The organism is Pseudomonas sp. WS 5079, assembly GCF_012985465.1.
Taxonomy (GTDB): Bacteria; Pseudomonadota; Gammaproteobacteria; order Pseudomonadales; family Pseudomonadaceae; genus Aquipseudomonas.
Window position 1 is genome coordinate 308,057 of the sequence record NZ_JAAQWN010000005.1, and the last position, 20,930, is coordinate 328,986.

At 56.4% G+C, this 20,930-nt stretch carries 19 protein-coding genes and 1 pseudogene; 14 read left to right on the forward strand and 6 right to left on the reverse strand.

Features of this window, described 5'->3' with window-relative positions:
* Window positions 1–2: 2 nt before the first annotated feature.
* Both HBO05_RS15815 and HBO05_RS15820 read left to right on the forward strand, forming a co-directional pair.
* Window positions 3–2,498: a fimbria/pilus outer membrane usher protein gene (locus tag HBO05_RS15815; RefSeq protein WP_172313251.1), complete on the forward strand. Its 2,496-nt coding sequence runs from the start codon at window positions 3–5 to the stop codon at window positions 2,496–2,498.
* A gap of 19 nt (window positions 2,499–2,517) precedes the next feature.
* Entirely contained in the window at window positions 2,518–3,576 is a 1,059-nt protein-coding gene (locus HBO05_RS15820; RefSeq protein WP_172313254.1) for a fimbrial protein, read from the forward strand.
* A 90-nt stretch (window positions 3,577–3,666) separates the two neighbouring features.
* On the opposite strand, the gene HBO05_RS15825 is transcribed toward HBO05_RS15820, so the two are convergent.
* From HBO05_RS15825 to HBO05_RS15850, 6 genes are all read right to left on the reverse strand, one after another.
* Window positions 3,667–7,299, reverse strand: a complete 3,633-nt coding sequence (locus HBO05_RS15825) for a transporter substrate-binding domain-containing protein (RefSeq protein ID WP_172313257.1) — start codon at window positions 7,297–7,299, stop codon at window positions 3,667–3,669.
* Window positions 7,300–7,301: 2 nt separating this feature from the next.
* The gene (locus tag HBO05_RS15830; RefSeq protein WP_169954276.1) at window positions 7,302–7,928 is read right to left on the reverse strand and encodes a response regulator transcription factor; all 627 of its coding nucleotides are present in this window, start codon (window positions 7,926–7,928) and stop codon (window positions 7,302–7,304) included.
* Window positions 7,929–8,040: 112 nt separating this feature from the next.
* A complete protein-coding gene (locus HBO05_RS15835; protein WP_172313260.1) occupies window positions 8,041–9,273 on the reverse strand; it encodes an EAL domain-containing response regulator in 1,233 nt (410 codons plus the stop codon).
* A 1,429-nt stretch (window positions 9,274–10,702) separates the two neighbouring features.
* The gene (locus HBO05_RS15840; protein WP_172313263.1) at window positions 10,703–11,497 is read right to left on the reverse strand and encodes a DNA adenine methylase; all 795 of its coding nucleotides are present in this window, start codon (window positions 11,495–11,497) and stop codon (window positions 10,703–10,705) included.
* 156 nt (window positions 11,498–11,653) lie between these two features.
* Window positions 11,654–12,673 (reverse strand): phage portal protein, encoded by a 1,020-nt coding sequence (locus HBO05_RS15845; RefSeq protein WP_172313265.1) that lies wholly within the window; start codon window positions 12,671–12,673, stop codon window positions 11,654–11,656.
* The gene (locus HBO05_RS15850; protein ID WP_172313413.1) at window positions 12,673–14,433 is read right to left on the reverse strand and encodes a terminase ATPase subunit family protein; all 1,761 of its coding nucleotides are present in this window, start codon (window positions 14,431–14,433) and stop codon (window positions 12,673–12,675) included. The genes HBO05_RS15845 and HBO05_RS15850 overlap by 1 nt, the downstream gene beginning before the upstream one ends.
* A gap of 155 nt (window positions 14,434–14,588) precedes the next feature.
* On the opposite strand from HBO05_RS15850, the gene HBO05_RS15855 reads away from it, so the two are divergent.
* The 12 genes and pseudogenes from HBO05_RS15855 to HBO05_RS15905 all read left to right on the forward strand — a co-directional run bounded on the left by HBO05_RS15855 (window position 14,589) and on the right by HBO05_RS15905 (window position 20,908).
* Window positions 14,589–15,440, forward strand: coding sequence for a GPO family capsid scaffolding protein (locus HBO05_RS15855; protein WP_172313268.1), 852 nt, complete (start codon window positions 14,589–14,591; stop codon window positions 15,438–15,440).
* Between the two features lie 45 nt (window positions 15,441–15,485).
* Window positions 15,486–16,538: a phage major capsid protein, P2 family gene (locus HBO05_RS15860; RefSeq protein ID WP_172313271.1), complete on the forward strand. Its 1,053-nt coding sequence runs from the start codon at window positions 15,486–15,488 to the stop codon at window positions 16,536–16,538.
* 10 nt (window positions 16,539–16,548) lie between these two features.
* Entirely contained in the window at window positions 16,549–17,256 is a 708-nt protein-coding gene (gpM, locus tag HBO05_RS15865; protein ID WP_172313274.1) for a phage terminase small subunit, read from the forward strand.
* A gap of 103 nt (window positions 17,257–17,359) precedes the next feature.
* Window positions 17,360–17,821 carry a head completion/stabilization protein gene (locus tag HBO05_RS15870; RefSeq protein WP_172313276.1) on the forward strand — a complete coding sequence of 154 codons (462 nt, stop codon included), beginning with the start codon at window positions 17,360–17,362 and terminating at the stop codon, window positions 17,819–17,821.
* Window positions 17,821–18,033, forward strand: a complete 213-nt coding sequence (locus tag HBO05_RS15875) for a tail protein X (protein ID WP_172313279.1) — start codon at window positions 17,821–17,823, stop codon at window positions 18,031–18,033. The genes HBO05_RS15870 and HBO05_RS15875 overlap by 1 nt, the downstream gene beginning before the upstream one ends.
* A gap of 45 nt (window positions 18,034–18,078) precedes the next feature.
* On the forward strand, window positions 18,079–18,402 hold the full coding sequence (locus tag HBO05_RS15880) for a phage holin, lambda family (protein ID WP_172313282.1): 324 nt from the start codon (window positions 18,079–18,081) through the stop codon (window positions 18,400–18,402).
* Window positions 18,399–19,241: an N-acetylmuramidase family protein gene (locus tag HBO05_RS15885; RefSeq protein ID WP_172313285.1), complete on the forward strand. Its 843-nt coding sequence runs from the start codon at window positions 18,399–18,401 to the stop codon at window positions 19,239–19,241. The genes HBO05_RS15880 and HBO05_RS15885 overlap by 4 nt, the downstream gene beginning before the upstream one ends.
* Window positions 19,238–19,441, forward strand: a complete 204-nt coding sequence (locus HBO05_RS15890; protein WP_172313288.1) for a hypothetical protein — start codon at window positions 19,238–19,240, stop codon at window positions 19,439–19,441. The genes HBO05_RS15885 and HBO05_RS15890 overlap by 4 nt, the downstream gene beginning before the upstream one ends.
* The gene (gene lysB, locus HBO05_RS29320; RefSeq protein WP_172313291.1) at window positions 19,438–19,881 is read left to right on the forward strand and encodes an Rz-like lysis system protein LysB; all 444 of its coding nucleotides are present in this window, start codon (window positions 19,438–19,440) and stop codon (window positions 19,879–19,881) included. The genes HBO05_RS15890 and lysB overlap by 4 nt, the downstream gene beginning before the upstream one ends.
* Window positions 19,796–19,981, forward strand: a pseudogene (gene lysC / locus HBO05_RS29095) (Rz1-like lysis system protein LysC); the annotation flags it as partial. The gene lysB and the pseudogene lysC, both read left to right, overlap by 86 nt.
* On the forward strand, window positions 19,978–20,460 hold the full coding sequence (locus HBO05_RS15900; RefSeq protein WP_172313294.1) for a phage tail protein: 483 nt from the start codon (window positions 19,978–19,980) through the stop codon (window positions 20,458–20,460). The pseudogene lysC and the gene HBO05_RS15900, both read left to right, overlap by 4 nt.
* Window positions 20,450–20,908, forward strand: coding sequence for a phage virion morphogenesis protein (locus HBO05_RS15905; protein ID WP_172313297.1), 459 nt, complete (start codon window positions 20,450–20,452; stop codon window positions 20,906–20,908). The genes HBO05_RS15900 and HBO05_RS15905 overlap by 11 nt, the downstream gene beginning before the upstream one ends.
* Window positions 20,909–20,930 lie beyond the last annotated feature (22 nt).

The following is a 20,930-nucleotide window of genomic DNA, read 5'->3' on the forward strand; positions in this document are numbered from 1 at the left end:
GAATGAAACAGCATAAACCCCTTATTAAAGCTCTCACGATGTCCTCGCTGTTTCTACTGGACAAAGCCTATGCAGAAACCTTTGATACTTCGCTTATGGCCGGTAAATCTCGCGAATCCGATCTTTCACGCTTCTATGCAAACTCCGAGATACCTGCGGGCAAACAAGATGTTGATATTTATGTCAATAACACTTGGAAAGGTCGCTATTCATTAGTGTTTGGCGGCGTAAAAGACGACATCAAGATCAGCTACGAAGATAGCGCACTTCTTGGGATCAACATGGGTGGCTTGCCCGCTGCGCAGCCAGGCGCGGACAGTCTACAAGTCAGCCAATTGGTTCAAGGCGGTTCTTTTATTTTAGATATTAGCACCCTGAGCCTGAAGCTGACTGTGCCCCAGTCTTATGTGAATCGTTCGGAAGCTGGTTATGTCGACCCGAAATTCTGGGATCATGGCGTGCCTGCATTTTTATTTGGCTACAATGCAATGCATTACAGCATACAATCGAAAAAAGGCGGCTCATCCAGCGACGAACTGTACTCTGGTCTGGATTTCGGTATCAACTTTGCTGGTTGGCAGTTCCGGGAAAATAGCTCGTTAAGAAAAAGCTCCTCGGAAAATTTAAAGTACCAAAAAAATACACGCTATCTTCAGAAGAACATTGCCTCCATCACCTCCAACTTCAAGCTCGGTGATTTTTACTCGGAAGGTGATCTCTTTGACTCGATTAGAGTTCGAGGTGTGGCGTTGACGTCCGACATCAATATGCTGCCTAACTCCAAACAGGGTTTTTCACCCATTGTGCGTGGCGTCGCACAAACCAATGCCCTGGTAAAAGTCATCCAGAACGGCAGCGTGGTTTATCAGGAGAGCGTACCGCCAGGCGCCTTTACCTTCGACAATATCCAGCCCACCGGCTCTGCTGGCGACCTGACGGTGGTGGTCCATGAGGCCGATGGTCGAGAGCAATCGTTCAGCGTACCGTTTTCTGCCGTGCCTAATATGCTCAAGGAAGGGATCAGCCAGTACAGCCTGGTGGCGGGTAAGGTAAACCAGACCAATACCGACTATAACCCTGATTTTGTGCAAGGTACGTTGCGCTATGGGCTTAACAATTTGTTGACCGGGTATGCAGGCACGACCCTGAGTAATGATTACCGCGCCTATCTTCTCGGTAGCGGCTTGAACCTGCCGATCGGTGCTGTCTCTGTTGATGTGACCCAATCGAATACTCAGTTAAAAAACCAAAGCAAAAGTGGGCAAAGCGTACGCGTGTCCTACAGTAAATTCCTGGATGTAACGGCTACCAACTTTACCTTGGCGGCGTATCGCTACTCCACCGAAGGCTACTACAGCTTCAGCGATGCTATTTATTCCCAAGATGGATACCGTGAACTCGAAAGACAAATCAACGACTATCGAGACAGACTTGACGAAGATGATGCTCCGATCCTCGACTTGAATACCTGGGATGCCTTGCGCAGCGCACGCCCACGCAACACCTTCAATTTAAGTCTAAACCAGCGCTTGAAAGATAACTGGGGCACCATATTTTTTTCAGGAACACAACGAGACTACTGGACAAACAACACTAAAAGTCGTGAGTACCAATTTGGCTATACAAACGTTGTGGGCGAGGTTAATTACAGTATCTCTGCTAACCGCGTCCGAAATTCCAACCGTGACGAAGAGACACGGTTCTATCTCTCAATGACAATGCCCTTTGATATCGCCGGCAATAGGGTGTATCTCAACAGTGGCGCGTCACTAGTGGACTCGCGCTACCAGCAAAGCAACATTAGCGTGAGTGGCAATGCACTGGAGTCAAACCGTTTGAGTTACACCATGGCTGCCAGCAATCAAAACGGAGGAGATAATACCGCCAGCGTCAATACCTCCTATCGTAGCAATGTCGCAACCGTGGGTGCCTCTTACGGTGAGTCGTCCGATTATCGGCAAACCGGCCTAGGTGCTCGCGGCAGTATCGTGATGATTCCTGGGCATATATTGGCCTCCAATGAAATCGGCAGCACCATGATGGTAGTCGAGGCACCCAAGGCCAAAGGCCTGATGGTCAATGGTGACCAAAGTATCGTCACCAACAAAGAGGGCTTGGCGCTAGTCCCGTACGCCACTCCTTATCGGCTCAATTCAGTTACGTTGTCCGATACTGGCAATAGTTCCGGCGCAGAGATTGTCGGAAACATCGCCAACACAGTGCCCTTTGCTGGCACGGTCAACCTTGTGAAATTTGAAACTGACCAACGTCAGTCTTACACCGTGCAGGCGCGTAAGACCGATGGAGGCCCCCTTCCATTTGGTGCTGAGGTATTGGATAAAACAGGCCAGTCTGTCGGTTTTGTTGGTCAGGCCAGTGTCCTGTACATAAAGTCCGAAGAAAAGCCAGAGCACCTTGAGGTTCGACTGAGTAACGGCAACTGCATTATCCGCGAGCAAAACTTGGTCACGAATACTTCTCAAAAGGTTTGCCGATAATATGAGGAAGTTATTTTCCATGAATAAATTTTTTATTTATATCTTGCTGTTTGGCTTAGTTAGCAGCACTAGCTACGCTTCTTGCTACGCTGGAGGCACTCGAAAAGGTGCACCGATAACTATCGACCTTTCAGACAAATTAAGCGAAAGAAATCGAGAGTTCATTCAACCCCTCACGTCAGATTTCGGTTCACATGGCTTTTGGTGTGATGGAGGCAATGCTGAATTTCTATTTAACACCCCATTACATAGCAATCCTAGAGTGGTTGGATTTGAAGGAGGCAAGTATTGGGTGCGCGTGTCAATTGCAAATACAATCCCAAACAAGTATTTGTCACATGGTAGCCACACAAGCGCAGAGTTGAATGTTCCTGTAACGCTTCGGTTTACATTGATGGATGGGGGAACAGACGCACCGTCCACAGGAAATACGGCTACGATTCAAGATGTAGTTATAGCTAGAGATAATTCTGACTGGAGCTGGTGGGAAACGGCTACGGCGTGGGCCACATATCTCAGAAAGCTTGGCACATTTATAATTACCTGGCGCTGGCCTCACGACTACAGAGATATGTTCACTCAAGATCTTGAAATTAAATACACCCCTAAGATGTCGACATGTATGTTTAACAACGCTGGTTTAATGGTGAATTTGCCGAAAACAGGAGTTGCTCAACTAACAAAATCACCTCAGCCGGGTTATACACCGTTCACATTGAATTTCAGCTGTAACAACCTGTTGGCTAACGGCAGCACCGACCGCTCAATCGATATGTTTTTATCCAGCAATAACCTGCTTCCGTCCGACAACAGCGTCTTGATGGACAGCACGCCTGGCTCGGCCAAAGGTGTCGGTATAAAGGTAGCCAAACGCGATAATCCCAACGCACCGGTTGTCTTTTCCACCTCCACCTTAAACCGCGGAAGTGCCACCTCCATTTTCAGTGCCGCTGCAGGTGCTGTGGTTAATAGCAATTTCTCGGTTGGCATGGGCGCTTACTACTTCCCTTACAGCCCCGCTGAACTTACCAGCGGCGAGATCAGGGCAACCGCCACGCTGAACATCGTTTATCAGTGATCATCAGCCCTGCCCGATCAACCCACAACGCCCAACGCCCCCGTGATACAGCCGGGTCGTTGGGCGTTGCCGCGTAGAACCCCTCGGTCTTTATGCCTGCCCCAGTAGCTGTTCCAGACGCTGCGCCAACGCCTCCATCGCCTCGTGCAGAGCATCCACCGATTGGGTCAAGCGCACATCGTCATGCCCGTTGCAGTCGGCTTGCAACTGCTCACAGGATTGGATCAGTCGGTACGCCTTGATGATGCGCGCGCCCCCCTTGACTCGATGACTCAGGTCAGACAGTCCGGTCAAATCGTGCTCGCTGAACAGTTTGAGCAACCTTTGCAAATCCTCTTCATTGCTGCTGGCCAGATCCTGCAACAGGCTGTTGACCAGTGTGCGGTCACCATGGGCCAGTTGTTCGAGGCTGCTCAGGTCAATATCGTCGGACAGATGTAATGCGTCTTCGACGTCCACCGCACCGTCGAACAGCGACTCGACGCCGGACAGGCGTGCGGCCAGGTCCTTCATGCTGATGGGTTTGAACAAACAATCATCCATGCCTGCATCCCGACAACGTTCCTTTTCTTCCGGTTGTGCATTGGCGGTGAAACCCAGAATCAAACAATGGGCTGCGCCCGAAACGGCTTCCTCGGCGCGGATCGCCTTGGCCAGTTCATAGCCTGTCATCACCGGCATATTGCAGTCGGTAATCACCACATCGAAATGGCCCGTGCGCCAGGCACGCAAACCATGGGCGCCGTCCGGCTCATCACCAACCGTGTGCCCCAGGAAACTCAATTGTTGCGTTAACAGCAAACGGTTGGCCGGATAATCATCCACCACCAACACTTTTAAGGGAGTGCCAACGTCGGGGGCCAGCGCCTCCGACCGGATGAGCGGCAAGGGCGCTAGAACCGCCAGTGTCAACAGCACCTCGGCCTCCGTGCCCTGCCCCAGCACGCTGCGCAGGTTCAACGCCCCTTGCATCATCGAACACAGCTTGCGGCTGATCGCCAGCCCCAAGCCCGAACCTCCAGCCTCTGAATGGCTGCCCTGGTTGAACGGCACAAACAGCTGTTGCTGATCGTCAAGGGAGATGCCCATGCCGGTATCGCGCACCAGTACCCGGATCCCCATGCTGTCGTTGGCAAGTGGATGGGTGACTTCTACACAGACCAGAACCTGCCCGGCCGTGGTGAACTTGATGGCATTGCCGAGCAGATTGGACAGCACCTGCTTGAACCGAAGCGGGTCGATCAGCACATCCCGGTTGGCGTCCTCATCGAATGACAGCACAAGATTGAGTTGCTTCTGCCGGGCCAACCCTTCAAATACCCGGACCACCGACGCCACCAGGTCTTTGAATGCCGCCCTTTGCGGTGACAGCGTCAAGCGCTCGGACTCGATGCGCACCACGTCCAGGATGTCGCCAATCAGCTCCAAAAGCCCCCGCGCGGCGCCCGACGCCACTTCAATGGCAAAGCGGTCAAGAATGCCCTGGTCAGCCTTTTTCATGGCCAGCTCCAGCATCCCGACCACGGCGTTCATCGGGGTGCGGATCTCATGACTCATGGTGGCCAGAAAAGTGGTTTTCGCGCGGTTGGCCTTCTCGGCATCCTGCTTGGCGTCTTTGAGCTCCACCAGCAAACGCTCGCGCTCACTGATATCAATCCAGCCGGCAATGATGCCCTTGACCTCACCCGCGTTATTGCGAAACGGAAGAATCCAGTGATAGGCGGTAATACTCCGCCCATTGGAAAACACGATCTGACGGTCAGCCAGTAACTCCTGGCCACCGTCCATAACCTCCAGGTAGAGCTGCTCATAGGCCGTTCCCTGGCCTGACTCGTCGTTCAACGTCCGGGTTTCAGATAGCCGCGTCCCAATCACCGCCTCGAGGGTGCTGCCAATCACCTCCAGATAGCGGCGATTGCACACTAACAAGCGGGTCTGGCGGTCTCGTACATAAATGGGATGCGGTAACCCATCAATCAGTACGCGCATAAACTCCATTTGTTCTTTCAAGGCCTGCTCGGCCACATCGCGTTTTTGAATCAGGCGTCGCAAATAGAAAATCCAGCCGAGGGCCACCAGTAACAGGATCACCGCGATAGCCGAGCCGCGGATGATTTCCGATTGATTGGCGTGCGTACGTTTATTGTCCACCGCGACTTCCCCCCGCCAGCGACTGGTCAGTTCGTCCAACTCTTGCGAGGAGATACTGAGCATCGCCTTGTCCAGGATCGAGTACAGCTCCAGCGAGCCTCGGTCGGTGGCAAGTGCCATCTGCGCGGGTTGAGCCCCCACAGCGCCACTTACACGCAGACTGGATTGGTACTGGGTAGCAATCAGATAACGGGCATTGACCAGGGTCGTGACAGCGCCATCTGCTTTACCCTGTGCAACCATTGATAACGCTTCACCCGCCTCTCGCGCTTCAACCAAAATAATGCGCGGGTACTGCTGTTCAATGTAATCCCGGACGCCGCTGTCGTGCCTGATTGCCAGGTGCTTGCCGGTCAGGTCCTCCAAACGGCCAAATGCCTCATCGCCCTTACGAATGCTCAATACATAAGGGTTGGTCAAATAGGACCGGGTAAAACGCAGGTCGCTGTTATCAGTATTTTGGTGAAACGCGGCAATGAAATCCACTTTGCCCTTCTTGACCAACGCCACCAGGCCATCCATCGAATCTGCACGTACCACCTCGAAGGTAAGGCCGGTACGCCGGCGAATCATCGCCAGCAAATCAGCGCTGATACCGCGAAAACTCCCCTGCTGATCGAAAAATGCCAGTGGAGGACTGCTCTCCAATACCCCTACCCTCAACTGCGGATGGTCTGCGAGCCAGCGCCTCTCCTTGGGGCTTAGGTCAACCTGGCCTTGGTCGCGTACGGTGATCGTATCCGCCCCCCAGCGCTGCAGGATCGTCATGCTTTCTTCGGCAGGGATCGCCGCCAACACCCGATTGATGATTTCAAGAAACTGCCGGTCTTCAACCCGTAATGCAAAACCAATGCTGCTCACTTCCAAGCTCGCGAAGTCCGACAGATAAACTTCGTGCAGAAAGTTTCGGTTGATCAGATAGTTGGAAGTAATCGCCCCTCCCAGGTACACGTCAGCCTGGTCGAAAACCACAGCGCTGATGGCGTCCAGATCGGTCGGGTAGATCTGTAGCTTAGCCAACGGGTAATACGCCATGACCTCGGATGGGGGTAGGCCATTCGCAGACATAGCCAAACGCTGCCCGCCAAGATCCTTAGGCAACTCCACGCCGGCATCACGCCGGCTAACCAACACCGGCTGATCATCGAAGTAAGACCTCGAAACTACAAGTTCGGGATCGGCCTCGTCGACATGCGTGGCGATCCCGAGCAGGTCAAACTCACCTCTTTTAAGTGCCTCTATCGCGTGTGCACGGTCGGGATAGCGTTGAACCTGGATGTCGATGTTCAACAGGTCCGAAATCAGCTCCACGTAGTCGGCCGTCACCCCTTCGTAATCGTAGGTACTTGCACTCAAGCCCAAAGGCGCCGAGTCGGTGATGGCAACCCCGACTCGCACGTTTTTTTTATCGCGCAACAAACGGTTGTCGGCGTCCGACAACTTCAGGTTCAACCCGGTGAGATGGGAGCGTCCCAATAACCTCAACGGCTCGATATCGTCGTGAAAATGCACCGCCTGAACAAGAGGGCTGATACAGAGTAAAAAAAACAGAAACCCGATTGGCCGCTTCATGCTTAAAGAAGGTTGTTGCGTTTGGCAAATTCGGCAAGATAGACCACTGACTTGACGTTGAGCTTTTCAATCAGTCGGGTTTTATAGGTGCTGATGGTTTTGTTACTCAGAAGCATGGAGTCGCCAATTTCCTTGTTGCTAAAACCCCGAGCCAGTTGCTGCAAAATGGTCAGCTCACGGTCGGACAGTTGACCAATCAAGTCAGACTCACTGACCTGATTGTCACCAGCGCGCACCGAGCTGTTGGAGAGCAATGGAAAATAGCTGTAACCATCCTTTATCGCCTTGATCGCGCGAGTCAACTCCTCAAGGCTCCCCGTCTTGGAAACATAGCCCGAGGCTCCGGCTTTCATGCAGCGCATGGCATAAAAAGAAGCCTCCATGGATGTCAGCACCAGAATTTTACAGGGCAATCCAAGCGCCGAGATGCGACCGATCACCTCCAGACCATCAAGTAATGGCATGGCGATATCGAGCAGGATCAGATCGGGGACATGCTCTCGCGCTAGGCGTACAGCCTCCACACCGTTAGCCGCCTCCGCCACAATTTCAAACTGTTCGGCACCAACCAGTAACTTTACAGAGGCACGAACAAACGAATGATCATCAACGACTAACGCTTTTAACATATGAACCTCTTCGGGAGACAACAACACACCATCACCAGAACAAGACATCCCGACCTTAAGCTCTATACAAAGTAGCTTAAAACGCGCCTGGCAAAATTATGGCATCTATTTTTTATGCAACCGAGGCGCGGCATTGCAACCACACTGCAAAGTCGTCAGCACTCATGGGGACCGCCAGATGAAAACCCTGGCCAAATGAACAGCCCAGATCGACGAGGGCGTTGAGCGTATAGGCATTTTCAATGTTCTCGACAACCAGATCCATCTTCAGCGCCCTGGCCAGCGCCACGCTACTTGAAATGACCGCCCTGTTCCCCAAATCGTCAACATCCCGGACAAAGACACCGTCTAGCTTGAGTTGGTTGAAGGGCAAATGCGCCAGTTGCGTCAAAGAGGAAAAGCCAATGCCGAAGTCATCGACCGACAAACCACAGCCGGCTTGATGCAGATGCAACAAATTTTCCACAGCAGAGGCTGGCAAATCCAGCAGACCGTTTTCGGTGATCTCGAACATCAGTGCAGCACCCGGCAATTCATATTGATGCAAGCGCTGGATAACGTGTTCGACCAGGTCGCTGCTCACCAATTGAGAGGCTGTCAGGTTGAACGCTAGCCCCGTATCAAACCCTCGCTCGCGTAGCCGGCTCATGAGTTCGAGCCCTTGGTCTAGAAGCCGCTTGAACATCTCATCGAGCAGGTCATAAGCCACCACTGCCGCCAACAGATCCCGAGGCAGTAAAAGCCCGCGCTGGGGGTGATTCCAGCGCACTAGAACCTCGGCACCAAACAATCGGCCATCGTGCAGGTTGAACTTGGGTTGGTACCAGGCCTGAAACTCTCCAGCCATCAAACCCAGCAGAACCTGCTGGCGAGGGATCAACTCAATCGCTGTCAGAGTCCCCCTCAGTGCAGAGCAGTACAACGGGGTGAAATCAGACAGGATCTTTTGCAAAGCCCGCAGTTGCAGGGGCTTTTCCAACACACCGAGTAAACGGATAGAAGATAAAGTGGTCAATTTCTCGACCGAACGCCGCAATGCCAGCGGCAACTCTCCATGTATAACCAGCGCACGTACGTTACCCAGTTCGCTGGCCACGCGCAGAAACTCAAGGTTGTTAATCGAACCGTCAGCCAGGTCAAAAAAAATGATGTCGATCACTGCTTGACTGCGAATGTGATCCACTGCTTGCATTGCATTTCCGGCCGACACAACGCTCGCCACCTGCAGATTCAGCAACCCGTTGACCAACACACTGCGTTGCAACGCATGGCTTTCTATGACGAGAACACACCCCTCAACCATCTGTTTCAACCTACCCATTATTAATGGGTAGGACTTTGCCAACTAACTATCCTGCGCCCTTAGAGAAACATCCTCCCGACATGTAGGAAATTTCCCAGGGATAGCCTTAATTACCGTGCCAGAAATTAAATAATCCGTAAGGCGACCTGCGGTTGGATCACCTCACTCGCACGAGCGCCGTCGACATGTCCAGTAGAACTCACGCAAGGCCTCAGGAGGCCAGCCAGCAAATGACCAAGCGACATTCATTGCCAGCTTAACCGACACGCAAAAAAACGTAGGGGGGGCGGATGGGGGAACAAAAAACATCAGACATGAAAAAGCCCCGTAAAACGGGGCTTTTTCATAACAATATGGCGGTGAAGGAGAGATTCGAAAGTACCCGCACCCGCAATCTCGCAGCCGAGGCCCCGGAATACAAGGGCTCCAGCGGTGCCAGTTGCGCAAAAGCATTCCCACGCCATTCCCATGAGCATCAGCATGCATCTCTGTACGCGTGCGCATCACACGTATAGGGGCCTGACGTCCGGGGTCTGGAGGGGGGCAAAAAAAAGAGTAACATAAGTAATCTTGACCGTTTTTTACGCTCAAGCCATTGAAGTTAAAGGGTTTTATGTTTCGAGCAAAAGGTAATCTTTAAGTAATATTGAAGTAATCTGATTACTCTTTATAAACGTAATTCTCTACTTTTATAAACCCCTTTAAAATCAACAGTTTGGTAAAAAATTACCTTTCCAATTACTTCTCTGTTACTCCTTTTTGTAATCTCAAAACCCACGGGATACGTGGCCTCCAGACCGTTTCTATGGGGAGATTACTGAAGTTACTCTTTTTGAGACTCCCCCCCTCCCCATCAACAACAGCGCCTCCAAGGCCCTTCCACAAAATACCCCCTCGGTGCAGGGTTCCGCAGGTATTTCCGAGTTCGGAAATCGGAAAGCGGCCCCCAGCCAGCGCCATGTTGAAGGGGTTGCAGGTGTGCAGAAAAAGCGACCCATTTAGCCCGCAGGCGAGGTGGGGGGACGACGGCGCGCGCCAGGTGCTGAAGCACGTCACTGGCCCCACATGTAGCACGTCAACTCCCCAACCTAGACCTGTGGCACGCCAACCTCTCATGACCGTCGGCGACCCCAGCAGATGCCCGCTCCGACTGAGCCTCATACACCTGAAAGCCCCGTATTCACTGGACCGAACGCCCCTTAAGGCTTGCCGTGACAACCTTAAAATGCTATGTTGAACTGGGTTTTTTCATGCTGCTGAAGGGCGAAACTTCATCGTTCCAGGCCGGACTTTTGCCATGGGAAAGCCAATCTCCAGGCGGCAAAAAGCCGCCTCATGGGCGGCTCAATGTTTTGCAGAGAACGTATCGGAGAGTATCGAGGCGATGTGCAGTTAAAGCCTGCCGCGCGAGTGCCAGCCGGGGTCAATGACCTGTAGGCGCAAGCCGCGATGCTCTACCAATACAGTCTGGTCAGAACAGCCCCCCCAGTGCCGCAGGCTCCCAGTTCATGATCACAAGCTCACCGCTGACCTCGGCTTTCCCCTGTCGTTGATTCGCCGTGCTGTACCGAATGTCCACCGTTTCAAAGTGAAACCCCTCAAACACCCGCCTTATGTCGGGATGATCGTTAATGCTGACCATCACCTTGCCCTTGCAGCGCCGCATGAACTCGGCCATCCGCTCGTAATTCTCAAACGGGAAGTCCACGCCATATCCGGCGGTCTGCCAGTAAGGCGGGTCCATGTAATGAAAGGTGTGTGGCCGGTCATAACGCTCGGCGCATTCAAGCCAGCCCAGGTTCTCAACATAGGTGCCAGACAGCCGTTGCCAGGCTGCTGACAAGTTTTCCTCGATCCGCAGCAGGTTGATAGCCGGTCCAGTGGTGGCGGTACCGAAGGTCTGCCCGCTGACCTTGCCGGCGAAGGCATGGTGCTGCAGGTAGAAAAACCGGGCAGCCCGTTGGATGTCGGTGAGGGTTTCCGGCCTGGTCATCTTCTGCCATTCGAACACCTGGCGGGAGCTGAGCGCCCACTTGAACTGGCGCACGAACTCTTCCAGGTGGTTCTGCACAACCCGGTACAACGTCACCAGGTCGCCGTTGATATCGTTGAGGACTTCAACGGGCGCCGCCTGGGGCCGCATGAAGTAAAGCGCGGCACCACCGGCAAAAACCTCGACGTAGCATTCGTGAGGTGGAAACAGTGGAATTAGACGATCTGCCAAGCGGCGCTTGCCGCCCATCCACGGGATTATTGGTGTGCTCATAAGTGATCCTTGTTTCGACAATTGGATTCGCTTAGGCTTCGCACCCCCTGCGCAGTGGGGCGAGGCCTTGGTTGGAGCACTCGGCGTGTTCGAGTGATTCAGCGTCGAGCTGGTGTTAGCGCACCGGCTCGTCGCCTCGTTTACTGCGCGGGGGTACTACTCCCCCGATCCTTGATTAAAGGGCTTGAAGCGCACGACCTCCTCGCCTACCCAATCATTGAGTAGAGCCAGCCGTGTCTGAATCGGCTCAAGCTCCAGGGTGGCCCAGACCTCCCCCGCTTCCTTCGGCGAGCCAAAGCCCCCCGCGTTTTTCGGCACGATGCCCATCAGCTGTGGATAGACCCGCAACGCCGCCAGCACATCGCCCTGGGTCTGATCCTTGATTGAGTTGAATTCGTCCTTCGCCGAAACCTCGCTCACGGGGATCAACTGAATGCCTTCCTTCTTCCCGTTCGGCGCGTACACAAACAGGTTGCGGAAGTTGCCAGGCCCTTTGGAGTTTTTCAGCGCCACTCGCAAGTCTTCGATGTCGGATTCGTTTTGTGCCGCGTCCGTCATATAGAGGATGAAACCGGCATGGCTGCCGTTCTCGTAATACTTGCGGCGGAACAACGTCGCCGACTGGTTCAACAGCGCGGATTGCAACGCACACAGCCATTCCGGCAAACCATAAATTTCCTGATGCAGATCCAACTCACGCAAGTGGAAAACACTGCCCTGGTCAAACTCATGCTCATTCTTCCAGCCCTGCACTTGGAAAAAGTGCCCGTCCTTCCCTACCCGCATATACTTCGCCAGTGCGGGCTTCAGCGCTACAGTCGTACCCAGCAATGACCGCCGCGCCTCCACATACCCATTGCCCAGTGCCAAGTAGTCCTGGGCGTACTGGTCAAACGCCTCACGGCTCAGCAGCTTGTGAGGAATGAACGTGCGGGTCAGTTGGTTGCGCTTAAACCGAAGCCCCGAGTCGAGATGAACACTGGCCTTAACCGACCGGGCCAGCCCATCCAGCGACAACGGTGGCTCATACCAACGCCCGTTAAACCAGCACTCCAGCGAGTCGAATATCTCCCTGGCCGACAACACTGACTCCGGCTCGCCGAACGTGAACGCCACCGATTTGTGGTCACTCACCGCCTGCTCCGTGGCAACCGCCACCTCATTGTCTGTACTCATCAAAAAAGCTCCATCCGCCCGGTATTGGCAGCCGTCTGCCCTTCGAGCGGTTCGTGGTGTAGTGCATGGAAAAGGGCCCAGGCCAGGTCGGCGTGGCCGGTTGATTCGCTACGCCCAGCGGTATAGGTAAATTGCCGGCCGCTGGCGGTGATGGTTTTGCGGATGGCCATCAGTGATTGCGCGAAGTCCGTCCAGCCGGCGTCGAACTCCAGCCGGCCCTTGTTGATCACGTCATAGGCCTTCATCACCAGGCGTGACTTCACCTCTGGCGAATAGCTGAATGTTGTCAGTCCGGGGAAGAATTGCCGCACCAGCTGCGCCACGCCGGAGCCCATGCCTGTTACATCGATGCCGATGTAGGTCACCCAATATCGTTGGGTCACCATGCGGATGGATTCGGCCTGCGCCGCGAAATCCATGCCACGGAACTGGTGACGCTCAAGCACCCGGAACTTACCGCCTGGCACCATCGGCGGCGCCACGACCACCAGACCAGAGCTATCGCCCGTTTCGGCCGGGTCATAGCCCAACCACACCTGGCGGTCGGCAAACGGGCGCGGCGCCATCGGTTTGTAGTCCTCGGCCCAGTCAACCCAGCTGTCCACCATGCATGACTGCAACATCGACAGAGGGAAGATGCTCGCCCCGTCATCCACAAACTGGCACATCAGCAGGTTCTGGAACGCCTCGGCGTCGTACTCCTGACGCAGTTCCTCAAGGTCAAACCGGTCACAGCCTCGCTGCTCGGCGTCCAAAATCGTGACGATCTGGCGCCACACCTTGTCCTCGCACAGCCGCCCCTGTTGCAGGGCATCGTGGGAAACATCCACAGAAATTCGGTTGGCGGCGGGTTTGCCTTTGTTGAATCGCTCCCCTGTCCAGAACGTGTAAGCCTCATGGGCCATGCTCGACGGGGTGCTGAAATAGGTGCGGCGGTACTGTTTCTGCATCGCCATACCCGAGGCTACTTTGTTCAGTTCCTTGAACTTGAACGTCCAGAAGAATTCGTCGAAGTAGAAATTGCCGTGGTAGCCCTGGGCGGTTCGGGCGTTGGTACCCAGGAAGTGCAGCTCGGCGCCGTTCGCCAGCGTAATGGGATCACCGGTCAACTCGACGCCGACCACTTCCCTGGCAAAGGACTGAATGTACGACTTGAAAATGTGAGCCTGATTCTTCGACGCCGACAGGAAGATCTGGTTGCGCCCCGTGGTCAGCGCATCAATTAACGCCTCCCGAGCGAAGTAGAACGTCGCCCCGATCTGCCGGCTTTTCAGGATGGCCCTGGTGCGCTGATTGCCAGCCTTGTACCAATCCAACTGATAGCCGAAGCACCCATCGATAAACGCCTGAGTGAGCAGCTCGATATGCTCTTCGCTGAACTCGTTGCGGCTCGGCTTTTTCTTCGGCCCGCTGTTGCGGTCATTCAGTTTCGGATTTAACTCAGCCTCGGTACCGCCGCCCTGGAACCGCTCAATACGGGCCTGGCGCTCCAGTTGCCGGTGGAGCAGGTCAATTTCCTTGAAATCGCCGCTGCTCTTGCCGTCTTTCAGGATCAACTGCACCAACCGCGCTTCCAGAGCGCCACCAATGCGTTCTACGTTATCCGCACGGTCCCACTCGTCACGGGCCTTCCAGCTATGGACGGTCTTCTCTTTTTCGTCCAGGTATTCGGCAATTTCGGTGATGCGCCAGCCTGTCCAGTACAAAAACTTGGCCTGGCGACGGTTATCACGGACGGGAATTTCAGCGAGAGCATTCATGGCGCAGATGCTGCCTCGCACGCGCGTGCTGTACCCGCGCCACTCCTTGTAAGAACCCGCCCTACAAGGTCGACTCGTTGCTCGCTGCACGCCAGCTCACGAACATGCCCTCAACGCAACGGCAGTACGCCGCCACCGCATCGAGGACAGCCCGCATGGCCGCCAGCACTCAACCCACCAAGAAATTCCGCTCCAAGTGGACCCGCATTGCCGTAGAAGGCGCGACCACCGATGGCCGCATCATCGAGCGGAGCTGGATTGCCGAGATGGCCTCCCAATACAGCCCCAACACCTACGGTGCTCGCATCAACTGCGAACACATCAAGTGGTCCTGGCCGGGTGGCGAGTTCGGCGCGTACGGCGACGTATTAGCGCTCAAGGCTGAAGAAGTCGACATTGCGGGCATCAAGAAACTGGCGCTGTTCGCCCAGCTCGAACCCAACGAAGCACTACTGACCCTGAACAAGCAAGGCCAGAAGGTCTACACCTCGGTCGAGATCCAGCCGAAGTTTGCCGACAGCAACAAGGCCTATCTGGTCGGCCTCGCCATCACCGACACCCCCGCCAGCTTGGGCACCGAAGCACTGAGCTTCAGCGCACAACACGGCACTTTGGCCGGTCGCAAACAGGACAAAGACAACCTGTTCAGCGCCGCCGAAGAAGCCGAACTCGAATTCGAAGAAGTCACCGACCAGCCGAGTGCTTTTGCAGCAATCAAGGCCAAGCTCGGTGAGTTCATCAAACTGAGCAAGGACAAAGAGGGCAAGGACGCCACCACTTTCTCCGACATCGGTGAAGCCCTGGAAAGCCTGGTAACCCTCGCCACCCAGCAGGCTGAGCAAGCCGACGCTTCAAGCAAGGCCTTGGGAGATCTGAAAAAGCAGTTCACCAGCCTGGATACCGAGCTGAAAGAGCTCAAAACCAAGCTCGGCCAAACCGCTGACCACAGCCAGCCACAGCGTCCGCACAGCACTGGCGGCAACGGCACTGTGCTGACCGCTTACTGACCCACGGCCCAACACCGACAAGCCTTTTCACCGGAGAACACCCCCATGCGTAAAGAAACACGCTTCGCCTTTGCCGCCCTGGCCGTGCAGATCGCCCTGCTCAATGGCGTAGCCAGTGCCCACGAGAAATTCAGTGTTGATCCCAGCATTCAGCAAAAACTGGAAGTTGCGGTGCAGGAATCTGATGGTTTCCTGAAACAGATCAACATCATTGGCGTCGACGAGCAGTCAGGCGAGGCCCTGCTGCTGGGTGTCAATGGCCCGGTCGCAAGCCGCACGGACACCTCCGGTGGCACTCCCCGCAGCCCGCTGGGCAGAAGCTCACTGAGCAAAGACGCCTATATCTGCAAGCAGACCAACTTCGACAGCGCGTTCCCCTACGCCCTGCTGGATGCCTGGGCCAAGTTTCCAGACTTCCAAGTCAAGCTGAGCAACGCGATCATCCTGCGCCAGGCCCTGGACCGCATCATGATCGGTTTCAACGGTACCAGCGCCGCTGCAACCACCAACCGCGCCGCGAACCCTCTGCTGCAAGACGTCAACATCGGCTGGCTGCAAAAGATCCGCCTCAGCGCCGATGACCGCGTGCTCGACGCTGCCACCATCGGCCCCCGCAAAGTCATCAAGGTTGCGGGGGTAGACACCGTATTCGAGGGTGATTACACCAACCTCGACGGTCTGGTATTCGACGCCATCCAGATGCTCGACCCATGGCACCGCAACCGCCCGGATCTGCGCGTCATGGTTTCGCGCAACCTGATGCACAGCAAACTGCTGGCAGCCGTGGAAAAGGGTGCTGACTCCAACCAGGAAGAGAACGCCGCTCAAGAGATCGTCAGCCGCGCCCGATTGGGTGGCCTGCCAGTGGTCGACGCCCCGTTCTTCCCAGACAACACGGTGCTGGTCACTACCCTCAGCAACCTTTCGATCTACTACCAGAACGGTGCCCGTCGTCGTCACCTGAAGGACGAGCCCGAGCTGGACCGTATCGCCGACTACCAGTCCTCGAACGAAGCCTACGTCATCGAAGACTTTGGCTTGGTCGCCCTTGTGGAAGGCATCACCGCCGTCAACTACCCAGCACCGACTGAGGCTTAAGAGGCGCGCCATGCACCAGACACCTGCCCAACGCAACCAGCTGCGCAAGCGCGCAGCCATTGAGGCCGCCGCAACAGCGCCGGCCACGTCAATGGAAGGCGCCACCGCCTACGAGCACCAACTTGCCCAGCTGGCACAGCACCGCGCGCGTCTCAAGCAGGTGCAGTCCAACCAGGGCAAAGCTGAGCTCAAGGCGCTACTGATCCCTGAGTACGAACCCTACGTGCAGGGTGTGTTGGACGCCGGCAACGGTGCTCAGGACGAGGTGCTCACCACCATCATGCTTTGGTGCATTGATGCCGGCGGCTATCTCGGTGCACTGCAAATCGCCGAATACGTCATCAAGCACGGCCTGAAAATGCCGGATCGCTTCGAACGCACCACCGGCACTTTGATCGCCGAGGAAATCGCCGAAGCCGCCCTGAAAGCGCAAAAGGCCGGCGACACATTCCCGCTGGAGATCCTGCAACAGGCCGCACGTATCACCGCCGAGCAAGACATGCCCGACCAAGCCCGCGCAAAGCTGCACCTGGCAATCGGCAAAGCGTACGCCGCAAGGGTAACGGACGAAAACCCCGCTGGAATGGAAATTGGCTGGCTTGAAGGTGCCAAAGAGCACCTGGCCAAAGCCATAGACCTGAACAGCAACTGCGGCGGTAAGAAAGATTTGGAGCGCGTCGAACGGCTCCTCAAGAAATACGCTGCACCAAGCAGCTAACCGAGCGTCCCCACGCACCCCGCCGGCTCGGGGCGGATCGGTCAGGCCGCTCCTCCTGAACGTGAAGCCCCGACCACCGGCGACCTATTTTCGAGTGCAGTTCATGAGCGCATTTGTAGCCAGCGGCCCAGTCGCAGGCGGTCATATCAACACCGACCCCTTCTGGCCGTCGATTGACCTGGACCATTTGCGCGCCACCCTGCGCATCAACGACAGCGTCACCCCGGCCCGCCTGGAAACCGCTGTTATTTCTGCTGCCATCAACCTCAACCGAGAGCTGGCCGGATGGCGGGAAGCCCAGCAAGCAGCCGGCCACGCCAAGCTGGACGACGTACCCGGTGATCGCATCAATGACGTATCGGTAAAGGCCCACCTCTACCGCCGTGCCATCGAAGCAGCTACCGGCGCCGAAGTCTGCGAGCGTTACCGAGACTACAGCGCCACCAACAGTGGCAGCCAGAAGGCCGAAGAAGTCACCCCCACCATCGACGACTACCGCCGCGACTTGCGCTGGGCCGTCCGCGACTTCCTCGGCCGCTCCCGTACCACCGTGGAGCTGGTCTGATGGCCGTCGCCGTCCGCGCCAATCAAAACGACACCGTCGATGCCCTGTGCTGGCGTTTCTACGGCCGCACCGCAGGCGTCACCGAAGCCGTCCTTGAGGCCAATCCCGGCCTGGCCGACCACGGCCCAATCCTGCCGCAAGGCCTTGTCGTCAACATGCCCGAAGCCCAAGCCAGCGCCCCGCAGCGGCAGATGGTGCAGTTATGGGACTGACAGAGCTGCACCCGGACCTTGAACCCACCAACCCTGGACAACGGAATGAAGCGCATGCCTGAACGTCCCGACACCTGGGCCTGGCTCGCCGCCTGGCTCGAACAGAACTGGCCGACTCTTTACGCCGGAGTCCTCGCCTTGATCATCGCGGCCCTACGAGTCATGTACGGCGGTGGCACGCTGCGGCGCATGCTGGTCGAGGCGCCGCTGTGCGGCACCTTGGCATTGGCCGCCAGCCATGGCTTGGCCTTGCTCGGCATTCCGATCTCCACCGCACCGTTTTTCGGCGGCGTGATTGGTTTGCTCGGCGTGGAAGGCACCCGCGCGGTCGCCAAGAAGTTTTTCACCCGCAAGGTAGAACAGCTATGACCACCCTACGCCACGGCGACCGCTCGCAGGCCGTCCGCACGCTGCAAAAGAACCTCAACAACCACGGCGCCAAGCTGGACGTGGACGGCAGCTACGGCGACGACACCGAAGCTGCTGTCCGGGCCTATCAGCTCAAGGTCGGCCTGGTCGCTGATGGCGTGGCCGGCAATAAGACCCAAACCAGCCTGGCCGGTGGTGACTGCGCCAAGCTGCTGCGCAACAACGACCTGACCGCTGCCGCCGAACGCCTCGGCGTGCCGTTGGCAAGCATCTACGCCATCAACGAGGTGGAATCCAAGGGCAAGGGCTTCCTCGAAAACGGCAAGCCAGTGATCCTGTTCGAACGGCATATCATGTACCGCCAACTCGCCAAGGTGCGGCACGAAGGCGATGACCCGGCCGAACTCAAACGCCACGCCGACCAGCTCGCCGCCGTCAATCCCGCCCTGGTCAACCCAAAGTCGGGCGGATACTCCGGCGGTACCGCCGAACACCAGCGCCTGGCCATGGCCCGCCTGATCGACGACACCGCCGCCCTTGAATCTGCATCCTGGGGGGCATTCCAGATCATGGGCTTCCACTGGCAGCGCCTGGGCTACACCAGCGTGCAGGACTTCGTGGCGGCCATGAGTGCCAGCGAATCGCAACAGTTCGACGCCTTCACCCGCTTCATTGAAACCGACCCTGTGTTGCACAAGGCGCTAAAAGCCCGCAAATGGGCCGAATTCGCCAAGCTCTACAACGGACCGGACTATCAGCGAAACCTCTACGACGTGAAGCTACAGCGCGCCTACGAACGGCACGCCGACTGCGGTTGCGGGCAAGGGGTAGCGGCATGATCGACTTCGAAGCGGTGCAAAAACTGCGAGTGAAGGACGGCGATCTGCTGGTGGTACCGGAATCCACCGAAGAGGACGATATGCAGGTGCTGGCCGAGGCCATTCAGTTGATGAGCGGTGCCAGGGCAGTGATCGTTCGCGGCCCTATTAAACAGCTCGATACCGAAGGCATGAATAAGCTCGGCTGGTACCGCGCATGAGCACCCTGCGCCAGGCCCTGTACGGCATTGCCCTGCTCGGGGCCTTGGCGCTGCTGATCTGGGGCCAGCAACAGCGCATCAGCGTCGCCGTGGGTAAAGCCGAGCGGGCAGAAACTGCGGCTAAGACCGCCCGCGAAGACGCCGACCGCAACCTGACCACCGCCAACACGCTCACGACCACCCTGAAACAGGAACGTGACGCCCAAAGCACCTTGCGCACCCAACAGGATCAGTTGCGCCAGGGCCTGGCAAAGCGCGAGCGAACCATAAAGGAGCTGAAACTTGAAAACGCCGAACTACGCACCTGGGCTACTCAGCCTTTGCCTGATGTTGCTCGCCGGTTGCGGGAGCGCCCCGCCCTTATCGGCGCCGAAGCTTACCGTCAGTGGATGTCCGGCCGTGGTGCCGTGCCAGTTGCCGGCGACCAGCCCACGCAATAACGGTGACCAGCTCACCGACCTGGACCGCGTCGAAGCCGCCTGGGCCGACTGTGCGGCGCAGGTCGACATGATTTATCAACATCAGCAGGCAGCGCCATGAACAAGCCCGAAAGCCTACGCGCCCACCTCCTGGCCACCGTCGCCGAGTTCAAGCACAACCCTGACCGGCTGCTGATCTTTATCGACAATGGAAAAATCCGCTGCACATCTGCGGAAAGTCTCTCTTTCGAGTACAGCTTTGACCTGCAGATCATCCTCACCGAGTTCGCGGGACACCCTGATAGCGTAATGCTCCCGCTGCTGGGCTGGCTCAGCGTCAACCAAAACGAACTGTTGGATAACCTCAACAAGGTCAAAGATGGCATTGCGTTTGAGGCCGATATCCTCGACAAGGGCGCGGTAGACCTCAGCATCACCCTGCCGCTGACCGAGAAAGTGATCGTCGGCAAAGATGACCAGGGCAACACCACCGTCAAACATCCAAACGAACCACAGCGTGTAGCGGGCTACCTCGATCCGAACTGGAAGCCTGGCGCCCAGGGCAACACCAGCGAATGGATTGTGCCCGATGGCAAATGATCTGGAGGCGTTGGAGACCTGGGCAGCCACGCTGCTGGAACGGCTGGAGCCTGGGGCACGCAATCAACTGGCCCGCAGCATTGGCCAGGAGCTGCGTCGCAGCCAACAAAAGCGTGTTATTGCACAGCAGAACCCGAACGGCAGCAAATTTGCCCCCCGCAAACAGCGCAATTTGCGCGGTAAACAGGGCCGCATTCGTCGCAAGCTGGAGATGTTCAAGAAGCTGAAGAACGCCACCTACCTCAAGGCCAGGGGCGACAGCAATGCCATTACCGTGGGGTTTACCGGCCGCATTGCGCGCATTGCACGGGTTCACCAATACGGTTTGAAGGACCGCGCAGAGCGTGGCGCTCCCGACGTGCAATACGAACAACGTGAAGTGTTGGGGTTCACCGAAGCGGATCTTGATGTGATCCGTGACAGCTTGCTTGCGCACCTGACACTGTAAACCCCCTCCCTACAAGGCAGCG

Excerpts from the sequence above, each read along its gene's own strand:
- HBO05_RS15815 (WP_172313251.1), top strand. The coding sequence starts at position 3 with ATGAAACAGCATAAACCCCTTATTAAAGCTCTCACGATGTCCTCGCTG.
- HBO05_RS15820 (WP_172313254.1), top strand. The coding sequence starts at position 2,518 with ATGAATAAATTTTTTATTTATATCTTGCTGTTTGGCTTAGTTAGCAGC.
- HBO05_RS15825 (WP_172313257.1), bottom strand. The coding sequence starts at position 7,299 with ATGAAGCGGCCAATCGGGTTTCTGTTTTTTTTACTCTGTATCAGCCCT.
- HBO05_RS15830 (WP_169954276.1), bottom strand. The coding sequence starts at position 7,928 with ATGTTAAAAGCGTTAGTCGTTGATGATCATTCGTTTGTTCGTGCCTCT.
- HBO05_RS15840 (WP_172313263.1), bottom strand. The coding sequence starts at position 11,497 with ATGAGCACACCAATAATCCCGTGGATGGGCGGCAAGCGCCGCTTGGCA.
- HBO05_RS15845 (WP_172313265.1), bottom strand. The coding sequence starts at position 12,673 with ATGAGTACAGACAATGAGGTGGCGGTTGCCACGGAGCAGGCGGTGAGT.
- HBO05_RS15850 (WP_172313413.1), bottom strand. The coding sequence starts at position 14,433 with ATGAATGCTCTCGCTGAAATTCCCGTCCGTGATAACCGTCGCCAGGCC.
- HBO05_RS15855 (WP_172313268.1), top strand. The coding sequence starts at position 14,589 with ATGGCCGCCAGCACTCAACCCACCAAGAAATTCCGCTCCAAGTGGACC.
- HBO05_RS15860 (WP_172313271.1), top strand. The coding sequence starts at position 15,486 with ATGCGTAAAGAAACACGCTTCGCCTTTGCCGCCCTGGCCGTGCAGATC.
- gpM (WP_172313274.1), top strand. The coding sequence starts at position 16,549 with ATGCACCAGACACCTGCCCAACGCAACCAGCTGCGCAAGCGCGCAGCC.
- HBO05_RS15870 (WP_172313276.1), top strand. The coding sequence starts at position 17,360 with ATGAGCGCATTTGTAGCCAGCGGCCCAGTCGCAGGCGGTCATATCAAC.
- HBO05_RS15875 (WP_172313279.1), top strand. The coding sequence starts at position 17,821 with ATGGCCGTCGCCGTCCGCGCCAATCAAAACGACACCGTCGATGCCCTG.
- HBO05_RS15880 (WP_172313282.1), top strand. The coding sequence starts at position 18,079 with ATGAAGCGCATGCCTGAACGTCCCGACACCTGGGCCTGGCTCGCCGCC.
- HBO05_RS15885 (WP_172313285.1), top strand. The coding sequence starts at position 18,399 with ATGACCACCCTACGCCACGGCGACCGCTCGCAGGCCGTCCGCACGCTG.
- HBO05_RS15890 (WP_172313288.1), top strand. The coding sequence starts at position 19,238 with ATGATCGACTTCGAAGCGGTGCAAAAACTGCGAGTGAAGGACGGCGAT.
- lysB (WP_172313291.1), top strand. The coding sequence starts at position 19,438 with ATGAGCACCCTGCGCCAGGCCCTGTACGGCATTGCCCTGCTCGGGGCC.
- HBO05_RS15900 (WP_172313294.1), top strand. The coding sequence starts at position 19,978 with ATGAACAAGCCCGAAAGCCTACGCGCCCACCTCCTGGCCACCGTCGCC.
- HBO05_RS15905 (WP_172313297.1), top strand. The coding sequence starts at position 20,450 with ATGGCAAATGATCTGGAGGCGTTGGAGACCTGGGCAGCCACGCTGCTG.